The 18,869-nt window shown below is 69.5% G+C and carries 15 protein-coding genes; 1 reads left to right on the plus strand and 14 read right to left on the minus strand.

The annotated features are described in order from the left end of the window. Positions 1-86: 86 nt before the first annotated feature. The 11 genes from ACWGIC_RS16580 to ACWGIC_RS16630 form a co-directional block, all read right to left on the minus strand. Positions 87-1,997 carry a dipeptide/oligopeptide/nickel ABC transporter permease/ATP-binding protein gene (locus tag ACWGIC_RS16580; protein WP_452076796.1) on the minus strand — a complete coding sequence of 637 codons (1,911 nt, stop codon included), beginning with the start codon at positions 1,995-1,997 and terminating at the stop codon, positions 87-89. Position 1,998: 1 nt separating this feature from the next. Further along, positions 1,999-2,979 carry an ABC transporter permease gene (locus tag ACWGIC_RS16585; protein WP_452076797.1) on the minus strand — a complete coding sequence of 327 codons (981 nt, stop codon included), beginning with the start codon at positions 2,977-2,979 and terminating at the stop codon, positions 1,999-2,001. Continuing rightward, positions 2,979-4,571, minus strand: a complete 1,593-nt coding sequence (locus ACWGIC_RS16590) for an ABC transporter substrate-binding protein (protein WP_452076798.1) — start codon at positions 4,569-4,571, stop codon at positions 2,979-2,981. Before ACWGIC_RS16590 ends, ACWGIC_RS16585 begins: the two co-directional genes overlap by 1 nt. Before the next feature lie 10 nt (positions 4,572-4,581). Next, the gene (locus ACWGIC_RS16595; protein WP_452076799.1) at positions 4,582-5,475 is read right to left on the minus strand and encodes a serine hydrolase; all 894 of its coding nucleotides are present in this window, start codon (positions 5,473-5,475) and stop codon (positions 4,582-4,584) included. Further along, positions 5,472-6,857 carry a serine hydrolase gene (locus ACWGIC_RS16600; protein ID WP_452076800.1) on the minus strand — a complete coding sequence of 462 codons (1,386 nt, stop codon included), beginning with the start codon at positions 6,855-6,857 and terminating at the stop codon, positions 5,472-5,474. The genes ACWGIC_RS16595 and ACWGIC_RS16600 overlap by 4 nt, the downstream gene beginning before the upstream one ends. A gap of 119 nt (positions 6,858-6,976) precedes the next feature. Continuing rightward, positions 6,977-7,864 carry a serine hydrolase gene (locus ACWGIC_RS16605; protein ID WP_452076801.1) on the minus strand — a complete coding sequence of 296 codons (888 nt, stop codon included), beginning with the start codon at positions 7,862-7,864 and terminating at the stop codon, positions 6,977-6,979. Positions 7,865-8,202: 338 nt separating this feature from the next. Beyond that, positions 8,203-9,858, minus strand: a complete 1,656-nt coding sequence (locus tag ACWGIC_RS16610; protein ID WP_452076802.1) for a PucR family transcriptional regulator — start codon at positions 9,856-9,858, stop codon at positions 8,203-8,205. Between the two features lie 77 nt (positions 9,859-9,935). Further along, positions 9,936-11,042: an o-succinylbenzoate synthase gene (gene menC / locus ACWGIC_RS16615; RefSeq protein ID WP_452076803.1), complete on the minus strand. Its 1,107-nt coding sequence runs from the start codon at positions 11,040-11,042 to the stop codon at positions 9,936-9,938. Beyond that, positions 11,039-11,917, minus strand: a complete 879-nt coding sequence (locus ACWGIC_RS16620; protein WP_452076804.1) for a GNAT family N-acetyltransferase — start codon at positions 11,915-11,917, stop codon at positions 11,039-11,041. Before ACWGIC_RS16620 ends, menC begins: the two co-directional genes overlap by 4 nt. Before the next feature lie 47 nt (positions 11,918-11,964). Continuing rightward, a complete protein-coding gene (locus tag ACWGIC_RS16625; protein ID WP_452076805.1) occupies positions 11,965-13,122 on the minus strand; it encodes a M20 family metallopeptidase in 1,158 nt (385 codons plus the stop codon). Then, on the minus strand, positions 13,119-14,594 hold the full coding sequence (locus tag ACWGIC_RS16630) for an amidohydrolase family protein (protein WP_452076806.1): 1,476 nt from the start codon (positions 14,592-14,594) through the stop codon (positions 13,119-13,121). The genes ACWGIC_RS16625 and ACWGIC_RS16630 overlap by 4 nt, the downstream gene beginning before the upstream one ends. 151 nt (positions 14,595-14,745) lie before the next feature. Between ACWGIC_RS16630 and ACWGIC_RS16635 the strand changes: the two genes are divergently transcribed. Continuing rightward, positions 14,746-15,132 (plus strand): VOC family protein, encoded by a 387-nt coding sequence (locus tag ACWGIC_RS16635; protein ID WP_452076807.1) that lies wholly within the window; start codon positions 14,746-14,748, stop codon positions 15,130-15,132. A 367-nt stretch (positions 15,133-15,499) separates the two neighbouring features. Here ACWGIC_RS16635 and ACWGIC_RS16640 read toward each other — a convergent pair whose 3' ends face one another. From ACWGIC_RS16640 to ACWGIC_RS16650, 3 genes are read right to left on the minus strand one after another with little or no spacing between them, the layout of a single operon-like run. After that, complete coding sequence (locus tag ACWGIC_RS16640) at positions 15,500-16,384, minus strand: MBL fold metallo-hydrolase (protein ID WP_452076808.1); 885 nt, start codon at positions 16,382-16,384, stop codon at positions 15,500-15,502. After that, positions 16,359-17,588 (minus strand): MFS transporter, encoded by a 1,230-nt coding sequence (locus tag ACWGIC_RS16645; RefSeq protein WP_452076809.1) that lies wholly within the window; start codon positions 17,586-17,588, stop codon positions 16,359-16,361. The genes ACWGIC_RS16640 and ACWGIC_RS16645 overlap by 26 nt, the downstream gene beginning before the upstream one ends. Further along, positions 17,585-18,841: a carboxylesterase family protein gene (locus ACWGIC_RS16650; RefSeq protein WP_452076810.1), complete on the minus strand. Its 1,257-nt coding sequence runs from the start codon at positions 18,839-18,841 to the stop codon at positions 17,585-17,587. Before ACWGIC_RS16650 ends, ACWGIC_RS16645 begins: the two co-directional genes overlap by 4 nt. Between the last annotated feature and the right edge of the window lie 28 nt (positions 18,842-18,869).

Raw genomic sequence — 18,869 nt, forward strand, 5'->3', positions numbered from 1 at the left:
TCCGCGGTCCGTGAGGGGAACCCTGAGGGAATCTGATTCCCGCAGGGTTCCCCTCACGGACTTTGGGCAGGGGAGGTGGGGCTCGCTCATTCCGCGCCTCCTGCCACGACCACGGCGCCCACCGGTTCCGACAGTGCCGCATTCGGATGCCAGCACGCCACCCGATGTTCCGGCGCGAGCACGGTCAGTTCCGGGTCCTCCTCGCGGCAGCGGTCGGTCGCCACCGGGCACCGGCTCGCGAACGCGCAGCCGGCCGGCATCTGGTCCGGTTCCGGCGGCCGGCCGGGGATCACCGCGAGCGGCGCGTCCGGGTCCGTCTCCAGGTCGAGCGTCGTGGCCAGCAGCGCCCGCGTGTACGGGTGCCGCGGCGTGATGTCCGGACCGGCCGAGGGCAGGTCCTCCACGATCCGTCCGGCGTACATGACCAGAATCCGTTCGCACGTCTGGGAAACCACTGCGATGTCGTGGCTGATCAGGATGATCGCGGTGTCCCGTTCGGCGCGCGTTTGGGCCAGCAGCCGCAACAACTGCCGTTGCACGGTCACGTCCAGCGCGGTCGTCGGTTCGTCCGCGATGATCAGCCGAGGGTCGCCCATCAGGCCCATGCCGATCATCGCGCGCTGCCGCATGCCGCCGGAAAACTCGTGCGGATACTGCTTCGCCCGCCGCTGCGCCGCCGGGATGCGTACCGCGCGCAGCCGGTCAACCGCCCGCGCGAACGCCTTCGCCCGGGAAAGACCGTGGTGCTGTTCGGAAACCTCGGCGAGCTGACGGCCGATCCGCCGGGTCGGGTTGAACGACGTCATCGGGTCCTGGAACACCATCGCCAGCGACGTCCCGAGCAGCGTCCGCAATTCGCGTTCCGGCGTGGTGAGCACCGGGGTCCCGGCGAAGTCCAGCCGGTCCGCGGTCACCGATCCGGGCGCTTCGATCAGCCGCGACACCGCGAGCCCGGTCAAGCTCTTGCCCGAACCGGATTCGCCGACGACCCCGATCGCCTCGCCCGCCCGCACGGTGAAGCTCACCCCGCGCACCGGCACCGTCCAGCCGGTCGGCCGGGGGAACGCGACTTCCAGATTCTCGACCACCAGCACGGCGTCGTCCGCAGCCGCCGGGTCCACTTTGGACTCTCGGCGCATCCGCGGAGCCAGCCGCGGCAACCGCGTCCGGACGCCGATCACCCCGGCGACGGTCTCGCCGAACAGGTTGAACGCGAGCCCCGCGAGGACCACCGCGACACCGGGCGCGAGCGCCGCGGCCGGGTTGACGTAAATGCCGTTGAGTCCTTCGTTGAGCAACCGTCCCCAGTCGTAATCCGGGGCCTGCACCCCGATCCCGAGGAAGGACAGCCCGGAAAACGCCAGCAGCGAACCACCGGCTCCGATGGTGGCGTTGACCGCCAGCGGTTCGCCGATGTTCGGCAGGATGTGCCGGAACAGCAACCGGAACCGGCCCACCCCGGCCACGCGCGCGGCGGACACGAAGTCCCGTCCGGCCACCGAAGCTGACAGGGTCTGGGTCAGCCGGGCGAACTGCGGGGTCAGCGCGAACCCGATCGCCATCACCGCGCCTTGCGTGCCCACCCCGAAAATCACCGCGAAGAACAACACCAGCAGCAGACCGGGGAACGCGACCGCGATGTTCACCGCCGCGGTCAGCAGCCTGCCGAGCGGACGCGGCAGCACCGCGGGCAGCATGCCGAGCACCAGGCCGGTCGCGACGCCGAGTGCCGCGGCGATCAGCGCCAGCACGACCGAAAGCCGGGTCGCCACGAGCACGCGGTAGAAAATGTCCCGGCCCAGTTCGTCGGTGCCTGCCCAATGCTCGCCCGACGGGCCCTGGCTGATCGCGTTCGTGTCGACCGTCGAAGCCGCGTCCTGCCACAGGATCGGGCCCAGCACCGCGACCGCGACCACCAGCACGAGCAGGACGGCGGCGAACGCGCCCAGCGGGGTGCGCGCGGCGGCCAACCACTGTTGTCCGCGCCGTTTCGCCATCTCAGTTCTCCCGGATCGTCGAACGCGGATCGAGGACCGCCAGCAGCAGGTCCACGATGAGGTTCACCAGCAGCACGCCGATGCCGTAGACGAGCACGATCCCCTGCACCAGCGGATAGTCCTTCTGCAGAATGGATTGCGAGATCGTCGAACCGAGGCCCGGCCAGGCGAACACGTTCTCCACCAGCACGGTGCCCGCGACGAGGCTGGTGAGCATCAGCCCGCCGAGCGTCAGGGTCGCGGTCAGCGCGTTCGGCAGCGCGTGCCGCAGGTAGACCAGCCGGGCGGGCAGCCGTTTCGCCCGCGCGGTGCGGACGAAATCGTTGCCGAGCACGGAAAGCGTCTCCACCCGGACGATCCGGGACAGCGTCGAGGCCGGGCCGAGCGCCAGCGCGATGATCGGCAGCACCAGCGAACCCGCGCCGTCGTGTCCGGCCACCGGGAACCAGCCGAGCTGCACCGCGAAGAACGCCACCAGCGCCACCGCGACCAGGAATTCCGGGATCGCGGCGAACAGCACGCTGGTCGAGGTGAACGCCAGCTCGGCCCCGCGCCGGCGGCCGCCGCGGGTCAGCACGGCGAACGTCAGGCCGAGCGGGATCGCGAGCCCGATGACCACCACGAACGCGGGCAACGCCAGCTGCAGCGTCGCGGGCAGCCGGTCGGAGATCACGTCGGAGACCGGCTGCCCGCTCAGCATCGACGTGCCGAAGTCGCCGCGGAACAGCCCGCCGAAATAGTCGAGATACTGCTGCCACAGCGGATGGTCCAGCCCGAGAGCGGCGCGCCGGGCGTTGACCAGCTCGATCGGCGCGGTCAGGCCGAGTGCCGAGCGCACGGGATCGCCCGGGATCAGCTGGATCATCAGGAACGCCATGGTCACCAGCACCCACAGCGACACCACGAACCGCCCGAGGCGGCGGGCGCCGAAGGTCAGCCAGGGGCTGACCTTCGGGCCCGCGACGGCGATCGCGCCGGTCATCAGGCGTACATCCGGATGGTGGTCGGCTTGAGGTAGCCGCTGACGATCTCGAACTTCGCGTTGCTGCCGAAGGTCGGGACCACCGAATTCGCGAACTGCACCGCGTCCTGCTTCTCGAACAACGCCGATTCCGCGGCCATCCAGTCCGCGCAGCCCGCTTCCCCGGCTTGCGCGGACGCCTTGGCGACCAGCGAGTCGTACTGGGGGTTCTTGATGTGCGCGAAGTTGGTGCCCTGCGGCGGCTCCCCGCCGGACATGAACGGCACCAGCTGGCTGGGCAGGGTCAGGCCGAGCGGGGCCATCGAGATGTCCCATTCGCCGGTGGCGAACAGCGCCTGGCTGAGACCGGGGCTGTCGACGCCCTTGAGCGTGACGTCGACGCCGATGGCCTTCCAGCCCTGCTGCATCAGCTCCGCGCCAGGTGCCATCGTCGGACCGGCCTGCGTGCCGTAGATCGCGGTCAGTGCGAGCCGCTTCCCGTTCTTCACGCGGATGCCGTCCGGTCCCGGTTTCCAGCCCGCCTGTTCGAGCGCCGCCTTGGCCGCGGCGACGTCGACCCCGGGGATCTTCCCGGTGACCGAATCGCCCTCGCACGGCCGGGGTTCGATGGTGACCATGCCCTTGACCGGCGCGCTGCCGTCCCTGGTCAGCACCTTCGCGACCTGCGGGAGGTCGAGCGCCTGCACCAGCGCGCGGCGCATCGCCTGGTCAGCGCCGAACCGGCCGGGTGCCTGGTTGAAGAACAGCTCGCCGTACGGGGAGACGAGGTCGGAGTGGTACAGCCGCTGCGCGCGCAGCCGCTGCTGGTCCTGCCCGGTGATCGCGGCGGCGTTGACCTCGCCGGACAGCAGCAGGTTCGACGACGTCGTCATGTTCGGGATGACCCGGACGTTGACCTTGTCCGGCAGGCCCTTCTGCTTCGGGTCGAACTGGCCCCGGGTGTAGTCCTTGCGCCGGGTCAGCGTGTAGTGGTCGTTCGGGACGATCTCGGACACGGTGAACATCCCGGTGCCGTTCTCGCCCTTGGCCAGTGTTTTCCGGTCGGCCAGCCCCTTCGCGCAGACGATCGGCAGCCCGGCCAGGTTGCGGAGCAGGAACGCGTCCGGCGCCCCGCTGGTGATCTTGACCGTGCCCGCCGCGTTGTCGCCGACCGCTTTCGTGCCGGGCTGCACCGTGACGCCGGCGAGCGGGGATTTGTTCGCGGGATCGCCGACGAAGTTGATGTTCGCCGCCACGTCGTTCGCGGTCAGCGGGCTTCCGTCGGAACAGGTGATGCCCTTGCGCAGGGTGAAGGACGCGGTGGTCGTGGTGGCGTCCCACTTCTCCGCGAGCGCGGCCTCCGGCTGGCCCTTCGAATCGAGATCGATCAGTGCGTCGTAGAGGAACTGGTCGAGATTGCGGGCGACGGACAGCACGGTGATCGCCGGGTCGAGCGTTCCCGGGTCGGTCGGGATGGCCCAGGTGAAAGTCTTGCCGTCGACCAGTTTCTGATTCGCGGTCCGGTCCGTCCCGGATTGCGCTGATCCCCCGCACGCGCTCACGGTCAAGGCCACCACGCCCGCCATCGCGGCGGTGAGCCGGGCAGTTTTCATGGGATTTCTCCTACGGGGTCGCGCTCTGGAGGTGGTCGAGCGCCAGCCGGGCGGCGGCGCCGATGGACGCGTCGACCGCCGGGAGGCGGTCTTCGAGAGAGTGCGCGCGAGTGAACACCGCGACCGCGAACCGGCGGCCGTCCCCCAAGGTCACCACGCCTGCTTCGTTGCGAATTCCGGGCAGCGTCCCGGTTTTCGCCGCGATCGCCACCCCGGACGGGAAGCCGGACGACAGCCGGTGCGGCCAGATCTGCTGCGCCATGATCGTGCGGACCCGTTGGCAGGCCTCGGGTTCGCCCGCCCGGTCGGTCCAGATCGCGTCCAGCAGCGCGGTGATCTCGCGCGGCGTCGACGACGTGGTGCGCTCCGGATCCCGGACCGACAGCTTGTCCAGCTGCTCCGGCGTGGCTCCGCCAAGCAGCGCTTCGAGATCGGATTCCGGGGTGCCGCCGAGATCGGAGACAACGGACGCGAACAGGTCCTCGCAGCAGCCGATCAGCCGGGTGCGGGCCAGGCCGAGATCGGCCAGCACCCGGTCTATCGCTTCCTGGCCGAGCCGGTGGCAGAGCACGTCGGTCGCGGCGTTGTCGCTCATCGTCAGCATGAAGTGCGCGAGGTCGCGCCAGCTCATCTCGACGTCGTCGGCGCAGCCCGCGGTGCCGATGCCGCCGATCCGGTACCGCGCGGTCACCTTGGTCCGTTCGGTGTCGTCCAGGCGTCCGGCGGCGACCTCGCGGGCGTAGGCGAGCGCCACCGGGATCTTGAACACGGACGCGAGGACCACCGGGTCGTCCCCGCCCACGGACACTTCGGGGCCCTGCCCGCCAATTTCTTTGGCGTGCAGGAACCCTTCCGCGCCAGCGTCGGCGAAGACGGCCTCGATCCGGGCGCGGATCCCGCTCACGGGGAGACCCGTCGGTCCGCGCGTCCAGTGTGGAGGAACTGCGCGCGCCCGTTCCCGTCGTCGCCGACGAAAGCGTGTGCCATGTAGACACCCGGCAGCTGCGCGGTTTTCGCGACGAATGTGTCGCCCTGGGACGGCAACAGTTCTTCCTTCCCCGAGGGCGCGCCGATCTCGGCGAAGATTCCCTTCGGGGTGCGGCTCATCCAGAGCTTGCCGTCCTCCTCGGTGACGACGGTGTCAGCGACCATCGACGAGTACTCGCCCACGTACCGCGACAGGTCGGCAGGAGCGGCGGCCGGATTCGGCTCGGGACGTGCCGGAACGGTGACGCCCGCGAGTTCGTCCAGCAGCTTCGTGAAGATCTCCTGGTAGGCGTGCATCGGCTGACCGCCGTTGGTCAGCAGCGCGACCGCCACGCCCTTCTCCGGAACCACGCGCAGGAAGGCCGACTGGCCGATGGTGCCGCCGTCGTGGCCGATCACCTTGCCGCCGTCCCAGTCGAAGAGCATCCAGCCGAGACCCCAGTGGTCGGCCATGCCGAGATGGGGCACGTCCACCTGCGGTTCGCGCATCGCGAGCAGCGATTCCGGCAGCAGCACCTGGGTGCCGTCGTCGGCCTTGCCGTCGTTCAGGTGCATCCGGACGAACGTCAGCAGGTCGCGCGGACGCATCGCGAGCGTCGAACCGGCAGGCGAGTTCGAGCGGGTGAGCGCCCAGATCGGCGCGGGCACCGGATCCTCGTCCGGCTTCGGGGTGACGTGGCCGATCGCGGCGCGGTAGCGGATCGCGTCGTACGGGCCGGACGCCGCGTGGGTCAGGCCGAGCGGAGCGAAGAGGTGGTCGCGCACGCAGTCGTCCCAGCATTTGCCGCGCAGCACCTCGATGAGGCGGCCGAGCACGCAGTAACCGGCGTTGTTGTAGGAGAACCGCTCGCCCGGCGGGAAAAGCTGCGGCACGTCCGACAGCGTCGCGACGAGCTTCTCCACGCAGTCGTCGCCGGGTCCGGTGTCGGTGAAGATGTCGCCCTCGAAGCCGGCGGTGTGACAGGTCAGCTGCCGGACGGTGATCTCCGCCGCGGCCTTGTCGTCGCCGAGGACGAACTCGGGCAGGTAGTCGCGCACCGGCCGGTCGAGGTCCAGCTTGCCCTCGTCGACCAGCTGCATGGCCAGCGTGGTCGTCCACACCTTGGTGATCGACCCGATCTGGAACACCGAGTCCACAGTGGACTCCACGCCGGTGCCCTTGTTCAGCACGCCCGCCGCGTGGTCGATCACCTCGCCGTCGGCGAGCACCGCGATCGCGGCTCCGGGGACCTGATGTTCGGCCAGCAGAGCGGCGAAATTCTCCTGGAGCCAGGTCTCGATTTCGGAAATTTTCGACATGGGAACCTTCTGTCCGGGTGAGGGTGGACCGGCGTTTCGGAAATGCTAGGTCGGTGGCGGACGTCACTTGTTCGTCCGGACCGAGGAGAGCGCGGGGAAAGTTCCTCCGCTCCGACGAATCAGGCCGCGCGCAGCGACTCCACCGCCGTCGCCGCGGCGAAACCGATGAACGCGTCGCGCTCGGGAACCCGGGAGCGGGAGTCCTCGGCGCGGGTGAACACGGCGACGGAGTACCGGCCGCCGTCCGGGTACTCGACCACGCCGACCTCGTTGCGCACGGCGGGCAGCGTGCCGGTTTTGCCGCTCGTGCGGATGCCGTCGTCCGGGAACCCGGAACGCAGGCGGTGCGGCCAGACCTGCAGTTCCATCCAGCGCCGGACGTCCGCGCACGCCTGCGGGGCGGCCGCTTCGTCGCGCCAGATCAATCCCAGCAAGCGGGTCGTTTCAGCGGCGGTGGTGCGGCAGGATTTTTCCGGTTGCAGCGCACGCAATCCGGACACCTGTTCGTAGGTGAGTTCGGCGAGCGCCCGTTCGTCGTCCTCGTAGGAGACTCCGAGGTCTTCGCCGATGGTGGCGAGCAGTTCGCCGCAGTCCTGCGGCACGACTGTCTGGGTGAATCCGAGACGCCGCAACGTGCCGTTGACCGCGTCTTTGCCGACCTCGGCGAGAATCAGGTCCGTGGCGACGTTGTCGCTGATCCCGATCATCAGAATCGCCAAATCGTGCCAGGACATCTGGACTTCGTGGCGGAAGGTGGCGAGACCGTACGGGCTCGGCGTCGGGTGCCCGGGTTTGACGGTGATGCGGGTGCCGAGATCGAGCGTGCCCTCGGCGGCCTGGCGGGCGAGTTCCAGCGCGATCGGGACCTTGAACACCGACGCGGGGACGACCGGGACGTCCTCGCCGATGCCGAGGCTGCGGGTGCCGTCGACCTCGGCGGCGTGCAGCCGGACCTCGACGCCGACCTCTTTGGCGCGGCGGACGATCGTTTCGGATGCGGTGGCCATGGCCCTCCTGTCTACTGTGGACTTGTCCGGCAGGAAGCGGTTGGCGGGAAAAGGGGAAGCGCCGTCTGCCGGGGTCTCAGTGTGGCGGAGGAGGGAGGGGCGGGGGTTGGTGCGGCGGAGGGAAGGTTGCGGGGGAATTTCCTGTCGGGGGAGGTCGTGAGTGTCTATCCCGGTTCTAACCGGGAGCAACACTCACGAGGCGGGAACCTCCGGCGGTTCGGGTCGAGAGGCGATAGTGCGCCCCAATGTGGCATTGGGTGCATGTGACGCACCGAACGCCACATTGGGTGCGTCCGACGCACCCAATGTGGCATTGGGGTGCTAACCGGGATGAACACTCACGACCCCTCCTCGGGCCGCTCCACCCTCGGCAGCAAATGCAGCTGCACCATCGCCGCGAACCGGTCCCCCGGATCGTCGAGATCGATCCCGCCGACCTCGGCTAGCCGGCGCAACCGGTACCGGAACGTGCTCGGATGCACGTACGCCGCCGCCGAAGCGGCGCTGATGTCGCCGAACGAATCGAGCCAGCACCGCAACGTGTGCACGAGCTGGGACTGATGTTTGGTGTCGTACTCCAGCAGCCGCGCGATCGGCCCGGTCGCGACGTCGCCGCGGGCCGCGGAAAGGTCGGCCAGTTCCAGCATCAACGCCTCGATGTGCGCGTCCTCGGCGGTGATCACCCGTTTCGAGCCGCCGTTGGTGAGCAGCACGCGCAACGCCCGGTCGGCGCCGTCGCGGGACGCGCGCAGCCCCGACCCGTCGAGCGCGAGCGGGCCGATGCCAATCGCCGCGGCTACCCGGCGTCCGGTGCGTTCGAGGAAAGTCGACGCGACGCGCGCCGAGCGTTCACGGCAATCGCCGTGGTTCCCGGGCATCGGGACGATGCCATACGCGACATCGCCGACCAGCGCTACCGCCGATCGGGGCTGCACGGCGCTGAGGTGCATGGCGAACGCGTCGGCGACCCGCTGGCGTTCCGCCACCAGCCGGAGGTCGTCGTCGGGTGTCTCCAGCAAGCCCATGGCGAGCACGATCGTGGGCTGCCCCAGCAACCCGAGGCGCGCGATCGCCTCCTGCGCGCCGGAGCCGCCTTCGAGCGCGGTGCTGACCAGATCGGCCCGCAGCCGGCGTTCGACGTCGGCCCCCGCGCGGAGCCGGAGCAGGTGCAGCGCAACGATTTTCGAGGCGTCGATCAGGGCCGCGGTACGTTCTTCGCTGAGCTCTTTGTCGACAGCGGCCCAAATCGACCCGAGGACCTCATCCCCGGCGCGGACCGCGAGCGCGGCCCGAGGCATGACGATTTCGCCGTCGTAGGCGTCGCCCGGATAGACGTAAACCGGGCCTTGGTCACGGTAGAGACGCTCGAAAACACCGTCCTTCTCCAGCTCGCGAGTGAACCGTTCCGGCACCTGACGACCGAGAATCGTCTCGACCCGCGAGGGATCGGCCTCCTCCTGGCGGCCGGAGAACGCGAGCACGCGCGAGTTGCGGTCCTCGATGGTGACCGGGGCGTCGAGCAGCGCGGCGATGGCGTTGGCGAGCGCGAAAAGATCGCCGGAGGGCATCCCGCCGAGCGTTTGCGGGGAGACGTCGCCGACGTCGCCCTCCGCGAGCAGCGTGCGGAGCATGGCGGCCAGCTGCGCCCAGGACGCGCCGCTGGCGAGCCCGAGCAGGGCGACCCCGGAGGAATTGGCCGCCCGCACCAGTTCCGTCGAGGCGGCGACCGGCGACCGCACGACCAGCGCGGCCGCCCCGCGATCCCGGACGGTGTGCAGGAGCTGCACGATCTCGCCGGATTCGCGCACGCCGACGCCGAGCACCACCGCTCGCGCCGGGAACTCCGCGTCGTCGTGCGGGTCGTGGATCACCACGCCGCCGAGGTGGCGTCGCGTGTCGCGGCCGACCGCGACCGGTTCGAGAAGCACGTCCCCGAGCGCTTCGAGGACGCGACCCAGACTCGTGTGCGGTTTGCTCGGCACCGGTGTCAGCACCCCCCGAAGGTAGATCCGGCCTCGCGCGGACCGGCTGGTCCGATCCGACCAAATCTACCTCCGGAATTCGTAGCGGGCTACGAACCGATCCACACCTTTGCCGTGGTCACCTCGTCCAGCAGCTCCGGAATCGGTGCCACGCCGAGGCCGGGTCCGGTCGGCACCGGCAGGTGCCCCTCGGACAGCACGAACGGTTCGGTGATGTCGGTCCGGTAGAACCGGTCGGACGCCGACGTGTCGCCGGGCAGGGTGAAGTTCGGCAGCGAGGCCAGCGCGACGTTCGCCGCCCGGCCGAGACCGGTCTCGATCATCCCGCCGCACCACACCGGGATGCCGTGCGCCGCGCACACGTCGTGCACCCGCCGCGCTTCCAGGTAACCGCCGACGCGGCCCGGTTTGATGTTCACGATCTGGACCGCACCCAGTTTGATCGCGTCCGCCGCCGCGCGCGCCGACACGATCGACTCGTCGAGGCAGATCGGCGTCTGGATCCGGCGGGCGAGTTCGGCGTGGCCGAGCACGTCCTCCTCTTCCAGCGGCTGCTCGATCAGCAGCAGGCCGAACGGGTCGAGCCGGGCCAGCTGCGGCGCGTCGCCGAGGGTGTAGGCGGTGTTCGCGTCCACCTGCAGCAGCACGTCGTCGCCGAACCGTTCGCGGACCGCGCGCACCGGCTCGACGTCCCAGCCCGGTTCGATCTTCAGCTTGATCCGCACGTAGCCCTCGTCGAGGTAGCCGCCCACGACGTCGAGCAGCTGCGGGATGGTGTCCATGATCCCGACCGAAACCCCGCACGGGACGGAATCGCGCACCGACCCCAGCTCGGCGGCGAACGACCGCTCGTTCGCGCGGAGTTCGGCGTCGAGCACCGCCATTTCCAGCGCGCCCTTGGCCATCCGGTGGCCCTTGAACTTCGCCAGCAGCGGCGTCACCTTCGCCGCGGTGAGGTCGTCCGCGGCGAGCAGCGCGGGGATCAGGTAGTGCCGCAGAACGTGTTCCGCACCGTCGTTGTACTCCGACGAGTACAGCGGCCCGGCCATCGTCACACATTCGCCCCAGCCCTCGCCGGACGGCGTGACCGCGCGCAGCAGCAAAAGCTCGCGGACGGACTGAGTGCCGAACGAAGTCCGGAACGGGGCGACGAGCGGCATCTGCACCCGGCGCAGTTCCACACCGCTGAGTTTCACTGCTCCTCCTTGGAGATCACGTAAAAGCCGGCTCGGTCGAAGCCGGTCACCCGGCCGCCGTCGGCCATCAACCCGCCGAGCGATTCGCGCAGCGCGGCCCGCCACGCGTTCGCCGCTGCGGGATCGTTGCTGCGCAAGCCTTCGATGTCGGCCGGGACCGCGACGAGCACCACCGGCGCGTCCGTCTCACCGGCGGCCGGACCGCCGTTCGCGGCCACTTCGAGGGCTACTTTCGCGCCTTGGTCAAGCAAAGCCTTCGCGTCAGTGCGAACCGGCTCGCCGAACGCGGCGGTCCGCACTGTCGGACTGGCCAGTTCCCAGGACACCATCAGCCGGTCGGTGTCGCCCGCACCGTTGATGCCGTCCGCCATCGGCCCGTAGAAATCCCGCAGATAACGCACCGGGAGCGCGCCGAGTTTGCCGAGGTTGAAATAAGCGTTGCGGCGCACCAGCGGATCGAACGTCCATTTGACCGCCGATACGTCCTGAGCCAGTGCCCAGCCGCGCTGATGCAGTTTCAGCGCGTATCCGATCCCGCGACCCGCGCCCGCCTTCGAAACCCCGGCGATGTGACTGTGCAGACTGCCTTTCCCGGGGTTGCCGAAAAAGCCGACGCACGCGCCGAGCAGTTCGCCTTCGGCAAACGCGCCGGCCACGTAATTCCCCGCCGACGACAGCGCGCGCAGCAGTTCCGTGGTCACCGGACGGGTGCCCGGCGCGGACCGCCAGATCGTCTCGAACAGCACCCCGACCGCGGTCATTTCCGCGATCTCGGTGATTTCCCGGACTTCGACCCCCGAGGCGGCGGCCGCCGCCCGCGCGGCCGCGACCGCCTCGTCGCACGTTTCCGCCGCGACGGGTCTTTCCGTGTTCATCGCAAGATTTGTCACGGGATGATCCTTTCCCGGCTTCCCTGCCGACGTCACCGTCGTGCTCGACCAGAATCGCCGTCCGGATTCGTCGGAACCGACGGACTCCCCTTGGTCAGCACGTTCTCCACCAAAGCGGCCAGCAACGCGGTACGCCGCGGCAATTCCTCGACCAGGACATGTTCGTGATCCGCGTGCGCCCCGCCGCCGACCGCGCCGAGGCCGTCGAGCGTCGGCACTCCCAGTCCCGCGGTGTAATTGCCGTCCGAAGCACCGCCGACGGCCGCCTCGGTCAATTCCGGCAAGCCCAGTTCCGCGGCCAATTCTTTTGCCAGCCCGAACAACGCGGCCGAGGAAACCGCGTCCAGCGGCGGACGGTTGATCCCGCCGTCGACTCGCAGTTGCGCGTCCGTCAGCACCGGCCGCAACGCACGGATCTCCCGGTCTACGCGAAGCTGTTCTTCCTCGTTCCACACCCGAACATCGACCTCGACCGCGGCGGCAGCAGGCACGGTGTTGACCGTGGTACCAGCGGAAAGCACCGTCGGAACTACACTCGTTCCGCGCTCGGGGTTGGCGAGCGCGGCGATCGCGAGCACTTGATGCGCGATCTCGATCCCGGCGTTGATCCCCTTCTCCGGTTCGAGTCCGGCGTGCGAGGCTCGTCCGGTCACCTCGACCCGGTAGTGGGAAACGCCTTTGCGCCGGGTCTTGATCGCGCCGCCGTCCGCCGAAGCCTCCAGCACGAACGCTGCCGCGCAGCCGCGTGCTTCTTCCTCGATCAGCCCACGGGACGACGGCGAGCCAAGCTCTTCGTCCCCGGTGACCAAAATGGACAGTCCACTTCGGTCAGCCAGCGAAGCCGCGACATGCAACGCCATCACGACGCCGGTCTTCATGTCGAAACACCCCGGCCCGCGCAAGACACCGTCCCGCACGGAGAACGGATGCGTCTCCAGCGAACCCATCGGCCAGACCGTGTCGTGGTGTCCGAGAAGCAGCACGCGTGCCGGGCCGTCGCCGAACCGCCAGCGCAGATGCGTCCGTCCCTCCAGGACGATCCGCTCCGGCTCCACGCCGAGCAATGCCTTGCCGACACCGGTCAGCACGTCGGCGCTGTGCGCGACCGCGTCGAGATCGGAAGACGGGGATTCGCAGCACACCAACGTTTCGATGTCGGCGAGCAACGCGTCCACAGCGAACTCGGTCATCGCGGTTCACCTCGCAGCGGCTGGCCGGGGAACGCGTCGGTGAGCAATTGCCCGTCGCGCACCACCGGAGTGCCCGCGACGAAGAGGTGCTGGACACCGACCGCAGGCCGGGTCGAATCGAAATACGTTGCGGTGTCAGTGATCGTGGCCGGATCGAGGACGACGATGTCCGCGTCCGCGCCGACGTTCAACCGGCCCTTGGTCCGCGCGCCGGGCGCGACCTCGTCGAGCACCCGCGCCGGGAGATAGGAGCAGCGCCGGAAGGCTTCCAGCCACGTCCAGACACCGGCCTCGCGCACCATCAGCCGCAGCGACTTGGAGAACGTCCCCGCCGTACGCGGATGCGTCGCACCGCCCGGAGGCAGCGGCCACTCGGTGGATTCGTTGGTGCCGTTTCGCCAGTACACCGGCATGGCGTCGCTCGCGACGATCGAGTCCGGGAAAGCGAGCGTCTGGTGCAGCAGGGTGCGGTCGACCGGGTCTTCCTCGTCGAGGAACTCCAGGATGCACGGCGCACCCGGCGTCTCGGCGCGGACCTGCAGCAGCCGTCCCTCGTCCGCGATCCGCTCGCCGGTCTCCAGCAGGATCACCCGCGACGGGTTGAGGCCCTTCATCTTCAGCCGCTCCGGCGAAATGAAGGCCGCGCCGACCGCGGTGCTTCCCGCGCCGTACGGATAGGCCTCCACCGTCACCCGCGACCCGGCGGAACGGCCCGACTCCAACGCGGCGAGCACGCGGTCGACGTGCCGTCCGGAGGTGCTGTTGACGTGGCAGTGGTGCATCGCCGCGCCGGTCTCGGCCGCGACGATCGCGATCTCCTCCGACCCGTCGGCCGGGGTGTCCGGATCGACCTCGACCAGCTCGCGGACGTGCGTGTACGTCGGGGCTTCAGCCTGTTTGGCCAGCTTCGCCAAGGCCAGGAACTCGGCCGGATCGCTGGCCGGCGCGTACCCGAGCAGCACGCCGACGCCGAGCGCGCCCGCCGCCAGCTCACCCTCCACAAGGGACAGCCACGCGGCGAGTTCGGTCTTCGACGAGGACCGCTGCCAGGCCGGATTGCCGAGTACGGAAAGCCCGGTGTTGATGTTCGCGTCCGGCTCGATGCCGGCGAGCACCTTCGCCCGCGCGGAACCCCACGAGGCCGAGAACCCGTAGTGCAGCGGACGGCCCGCCGCGGCGGCCTCGGCGTAGGCCCGTTCGACCGGCATCAGCCCGGCCTCCAGGTCGAGCGCCGTCGTGACGCCGTCCATCGCCTGCAGCCGCTGACCCGCGATCGTGTGCACGTGGCTGTGCAGATCGATGAACCCCGGCCCGACGACGTACCCGGCGACGTCGATCTCGACCTGGTCGTCCGCACTCGGCAACCCCGGTCCGACCGCGATCACCTCGCCGTCGGATATCAGCACGTCAGCTGTGCCGTCGAACCCCGTAGCCGGGTCGATGACGCGACCGCCACGCAGCAGTGTCCGCATGCTTGCCTCCTCGCCTCGCTGCTGGCGACCCTAGGAGGTTTCCCGGACAGTCCGTTCGTACGCGCGGACGAATCCGGGGCGGCAGATCTATCCGCGCGCACAAATCGGAATTCGGTGGGCTGGGCTGTCCCTCGGACCTAAACTCGCACCCATGGCCTGCCGGATCACCGAACTCGTCCTCGACTGCGCCGACCCGCAACGGATGGGTGATTTCTGGTGCGAGGTCCTCGGCTACGTCGAACTCGGCTGGGACGGCGAAGACCTGGAGATCGGCCCGCCCGGAGCCGGTTTCGGCGGCCCGCAGCCGACGCTGATCCTCAGCCGAAGCACCGACCCGAAACCGGCGAAACTGCCGCTGCACCTGGACGTGAACCCCACCGACCGGGACCAGGACGCGGAGCTGGAACGCCTGCTCGCGGCCGGGGCGCGGCCCGCCGACGTCGGCCAGACCGGCGAGGAGTCGTGGCACGTGCTCGCCGACCCGGAGGGGAACGTGTTCTGCCTGCTCCGCCGCCGGGTCGACCCGGTGCCCGGCTAACCGGTTCCGCGGTCCGTGAGGGGCCCCTTCACAGCCCCAGATTCCAATGCCTGGGACTTAAGGTGGTGCTGCGGGTGGGTTGGGAGCGCGTCGGCCCAGGTCGAGGAGGCCGAGCGGACTGACTGCGGACGGGCCGGTCGGGCGGGAGCGCGGTGTGCGGTCCGTGAAGGGCCCCTTGAGGGAATCAGATTCCCTCAAGGGGCCCTTCACGGACCCACAGAACCGGTCAGGAAGGCATCAACCGGGGCATTTCGGCGGGGTTGGCGTCCCGTGTGGACAGTCGGCAGGCCGAGGTCGCCCGGCTTAAGTCCCTGGCATGGGAATCAGATTCCCCTAGGGTTCCCCTCACGGACTTTGGCCAGGGGCGCTAGCGGTAGCGGAACTGCCCGGTCCGGACCAGATCGGCGGCGAACTCGAAGACGTACCCGGACGAACCACGCCGTACCCGGCCAGCCGAGGGTGCCGGGAAATGCGTCGGGAGCAGGACCGAACCGTCCGCCACCTCCAGCAGGCGGCTCCGCACCGTCGCCGCTTCCCCCGGATCGACGCAGTACCGGGTGCTCAGCTCCGGATGCCGGACCTGCACCCCGTGGTGCATCGTGTCCCCGGCGAGCAGGACGGTCCCGGCGCTGCCGCGGACCCGCACGCACACCTGTCCCGGCGTATGCCCAGCCGCGGGAACGAGTTCGGCGTGCTTGCCCACCACCGCGTCCGGTGCGGCAAAGCGGAGCTGTCCGGCCCGCTCAATCGGCAGGACGCTGTCGGCGAAGTAGCCACCAGTCCGGCGCATGGCTTCCCCACCGGCTTTACTCGACCAGTAGCGGAACTCCTCCTCGACGACGAAGTGCGGGGCGTGCGGGAAAACCGGTTCCCGCTGGAAGGTGGCGGCACCGACGTGATCGGTGTGCAGGTGCGTGAACACCACCGCGTCGACCTCCTCCGCCCGCACGCCGGTCGCGAGGAACTGCCGCATCCACCGGTCCGGCAGTCGATGGAACTCCGCCCGGCGGCGGTCCTTCCCCGCCCCGACGCACGCGTCGACCACCAGCACCTCGTCCTCGGAGCAGACGAGGAACGACTGGATGACGAAGACCAGCTTCCCCGCCGCGCGGTCGAACCACGGCTCCTGGGCGTACCAGTCGGCCAGATCCGGTTCGAGTCCAGGGAAGAACTCGCCGGGGTCGATCAGCAGCCGCTCGTCCTCGATCAGCGGAACTACCGCGACGTCACCGAGATCGAACCAGTGCGCCATCTCGCTGCCTCCTCGCCTTCGGCCGCACCCGGCTCAACCCCACCGCGCACGCGATCGCCACAAGCACAGGGACGGCGGTCATCAGGACGATCGTCTGGGCCGACAACGCCAGCGCGAGCAGCGCACCCGCGACTCCCGGCCCCACGATCGACCCGATCCGCCCGAGCGCCGCTGCCCAGCCGACGCCGGTGGTGCGAGTGTCGGCAGGATAGATCGAGACCGCGAGGGTCAGCTGGCCGATCTGCCCGGCCGTGACACCGAAACCGGCACCGGCCAGCAGCACGAACAGCAGAGTCTCGCCGACCGGCACCGTCGCGACCACGACCATGCACACCGCCCCGAAGGCGGGCATCAGGATCAGCGCACGCGCGATCCCGATCCGCGCGGCGAGCGGAATGAGCACCAGACCGCCCGCGATCCCGCCGAGAGTGAGGAACGCGAGTCCCAGCGGCGCCTTCCCCGCGGCGAAGCCGTAGCCGGTGAGAAGAGTCGGCACCCAGGAAATCAACACGTAAGCGGTAATGAAGATGAGGAACGAGAACGCCCAGATGAGCGACGTCGGCAGGCGCAGCCCCGGGCCGAACAGCCTGCTCACCTTGGCGTCCTGCTTCGCACCGCTCGCGACCGCGGGTTCTCGAGCAGGCAGCACCAGGGCCATCACCGCGGCCAGCAGCAACGGAGCCAGCCCAGCGACGTAGAAAACCCCGGCGGACCCGACGCTGTGCAGCAGTTTGCCACCGAAAAACCCGCCGAGGCTGCTCCCGGAAGCGAGACCGAGCGTCACCGCGACCGAGACCAGCTCCCGGCGGCCCTCCGCGCTGTGCTTCGTCGCGAGCGACACCCCAGCCGGCAGGACCAGCCCCAGGCCGAGCCCGGTCACCAGCCTGGTCGCGGCGAAGACCGGCATGGATTTCAGGTGCAGGATCACCGCGGTCAGCACCGTCGCACCCGCGAAGATCAGGACGCCGGTGAGCACCACCGACCGTGCCTTCATCCGGGCTCCGACGTACCCCGCGGCCAGGTATCCCGCGACGACCCCGATGTTGGTCAGCACCAACGGCAGGGTGAAGGCAGCGGGCGCGGCACCCCATTCGTGCGACAGCGTCGGGATCGTGAACGACAGTGCCGCAGTGTCGAAGCCGTCCAGGAGGACAGCGAGGAAGCAGAGAAGGACGACTGGCCAGTGGATGCCGGGCTTGCTCATGGCGTGTTCTCCAGTGCGTGAGAAGGATTCCCGATCCGGCAGCTCGTGCCGTCCCAGCCCGGCGAGCCCGAACGGGCGAATTCGGTCCACCACAAGCGCATCTGCGCCCCGAGCCGTTCGACGTCGGCCCAGTTCGTTTCGCCCAGCATCGGGCTTCCGCGCCAAGATTCCCGCGTGCCTAGCAAAAACGGCAGTTCGAGGCAGTGGATCGCCCCGTAGCCGCCGTGTTCGGGAGCCCAGTCGAACTCGTAGGAGTACGCGCCGTTCTGCTGTGCCAGCTCACGCGCCGGGCGGCCGAAAAGCGGCTCGGTCTGGTCCGCGATCGCTTGCCGGATCGCGTCGTCCTGGACTCCGATCGCGAATGCCTCGCATTCCTGCGTGGTGTATCCGATCATCAAGTCCGGCAACGGATCGGACAGTCGCACATCCAGATCGACGATGCCGAACGGCGGCCGGGTCGACGTCGGGTCCTTCGCGGCGTTCCACCGGAGAGTGCGCAACTGCGCGGCCAGCAACTGGTCCACCGAAGCGGTGACCGGGTCTCCGCCGATCGCGTCGACGAAATACCGGCCGATCTCAAGCGCTTTCGCGCGTTCCTGGATGATCCCGGGATCCGGGCAACTCTGGACGATCGCCCGCCGGATGAGCGGACGGCTGTTCGGCAGGGACACCAAGGCGACCGTCGAAAGCGCGCCCGCGGACTGTCCGAAGACGGTGACATTGCCCGGGTCGCCGCCGAACGCCGCGATGTTGTCCCGCACCCATTCCAGCGCGAGCACCTGGTCCGCCAGGCCGAGGTTTCCGTCGCTGACGCCTTCAGCGACCAGGTAGCCGAACGCACCCAGCCGGTAGTTGACCGACACCACGACCACGTCGCCGTCCGCGGCGAGCCGACCGCCGTCGTACCAGGGAAGCGTGCCGCCGCCGCTCAGGAAGCCGCCGCCGTGCAGCCACACGAGCACCGGACGCGCCCCGGTCAGCGCGGGGGTCGCGACGGCTAGGTTGAGACAGTCCTCAGACTGGGGCGGCTCGTCCCCCGGCGGCCCCATCGCGGCCTCCAAACGCGAGCCGAGCTGCGGGCAGATCGGCCCGGGCAGCACGGCATCGGAACGGGGCTCGGCCGGTCGCGGCGGCTGGAACCGCTCGGCGGTGCCGTACCGCACGCCGCGGAAACGCACCACGTCGTCGTCCCCTCGGACGCCGATGACCGGGCCGGACGGGAGCTGGGCTGTGACGGGCTGGCGTTCGGTCATCTCGGCTCTCCTTTGAGCGAGGGTCCGA

Source organism: Amycolatopsis sp. NPDC054798, from assembly GCF_053611505.1.

Excerpts from the sequence above, each read along its gene's own strand:
- ACWGIC_RS16620 (WP_452076804.1), bottom strand. The coding sequence starts at position 11,917 with ATGAACACGGAAAGACCCGTCGCGGCGGAAACGTGCGACGAGGCGGTC.
- ACWGIC_RS16630 (WP_452076806.1), bottom strand. The coding sequence starts at position 14,594 with ATGCGGACACTGCTGCGTGGCGGTCGCGTCATCGACCCGGCTACGGGG.
- ACWGIC_RS16580 (WP_452076796.1), bottom strand. The coding sequence starts at position 1,997 with ATGGCGAAACGGCGCGGACAACAGTGGTTGGCCGCCGCGCGCACCCCG.
- ACWGIC_RS16625 (WP_452076805.1), bottom strand. The coding sequence starts at position 13,122 with ATGACCGAGTTCGCTGTGGACGCGTTGCTCGCCGACATCGAAACGTTG.
- ACWGIC_RS16645 (WP_452076809.1), bottom strand. The coding sequence starts at position 17,588 with ATGAGCAAGCCCGGCATCCACTGGCCAGTCGTCCTTCTCTGCTTCCTC.
- ACWGIC_RS16600 (WP_452076800.1), bottom strand. The coding sequence starts at position 6,857 with ATGTCGAAAATTTCCGAAATCGAGACCTGGCTCCAGGAGAATTTCGCC.
- ACWGIC_RS16650 (WP_452076810.1), bottom strand. The coding sequence starts at position 18,841 with ATGACCGAACGCCAGCCCGTCACAGCCCAGCTCCCGTCCGGCCCGGTC.
- ACWGIC_RS16635 (WP_452076807.1), top strand. The coding sequence starts at position 14,746 with ATGGCCTGCCGGATCACCGAACTCGTCCTCGACTGCGCCGACCCGCAA.
- ACWGIC_RS16590 (WP_452076798.1), bottom strand. The coding sequence starts at position 4,571 with ATGAAAACTGCCCGGCTCACCGCCGCGATGGCGGGCGTGGTGGCCTTG.
- ACWGIC_RS16640 (WP_452076808.1), bottom strand. The coding sequence starts at position 16,384 with ATGGCGCACTGGTTCGATCTCGGTGACGTCGCGGTAGTTCCGCTGATC.
- ACWGIC_RS16585 (WP_452076797.1), bottom strand. The coding sequence starts at position 2,979 with ATGACCGGCGCGATCGCCGTCGCGGGCCCGAAGGTCAGCCCCTGGCTG.
- ACWGIC_RS16605 (WP_452076801.1), bottom strand. The coding sequence starts at position 7,864 with ATGGCCACCGCATCCGAAACGATCGTCCGCCGCGCCAAAGAGGTCGGC.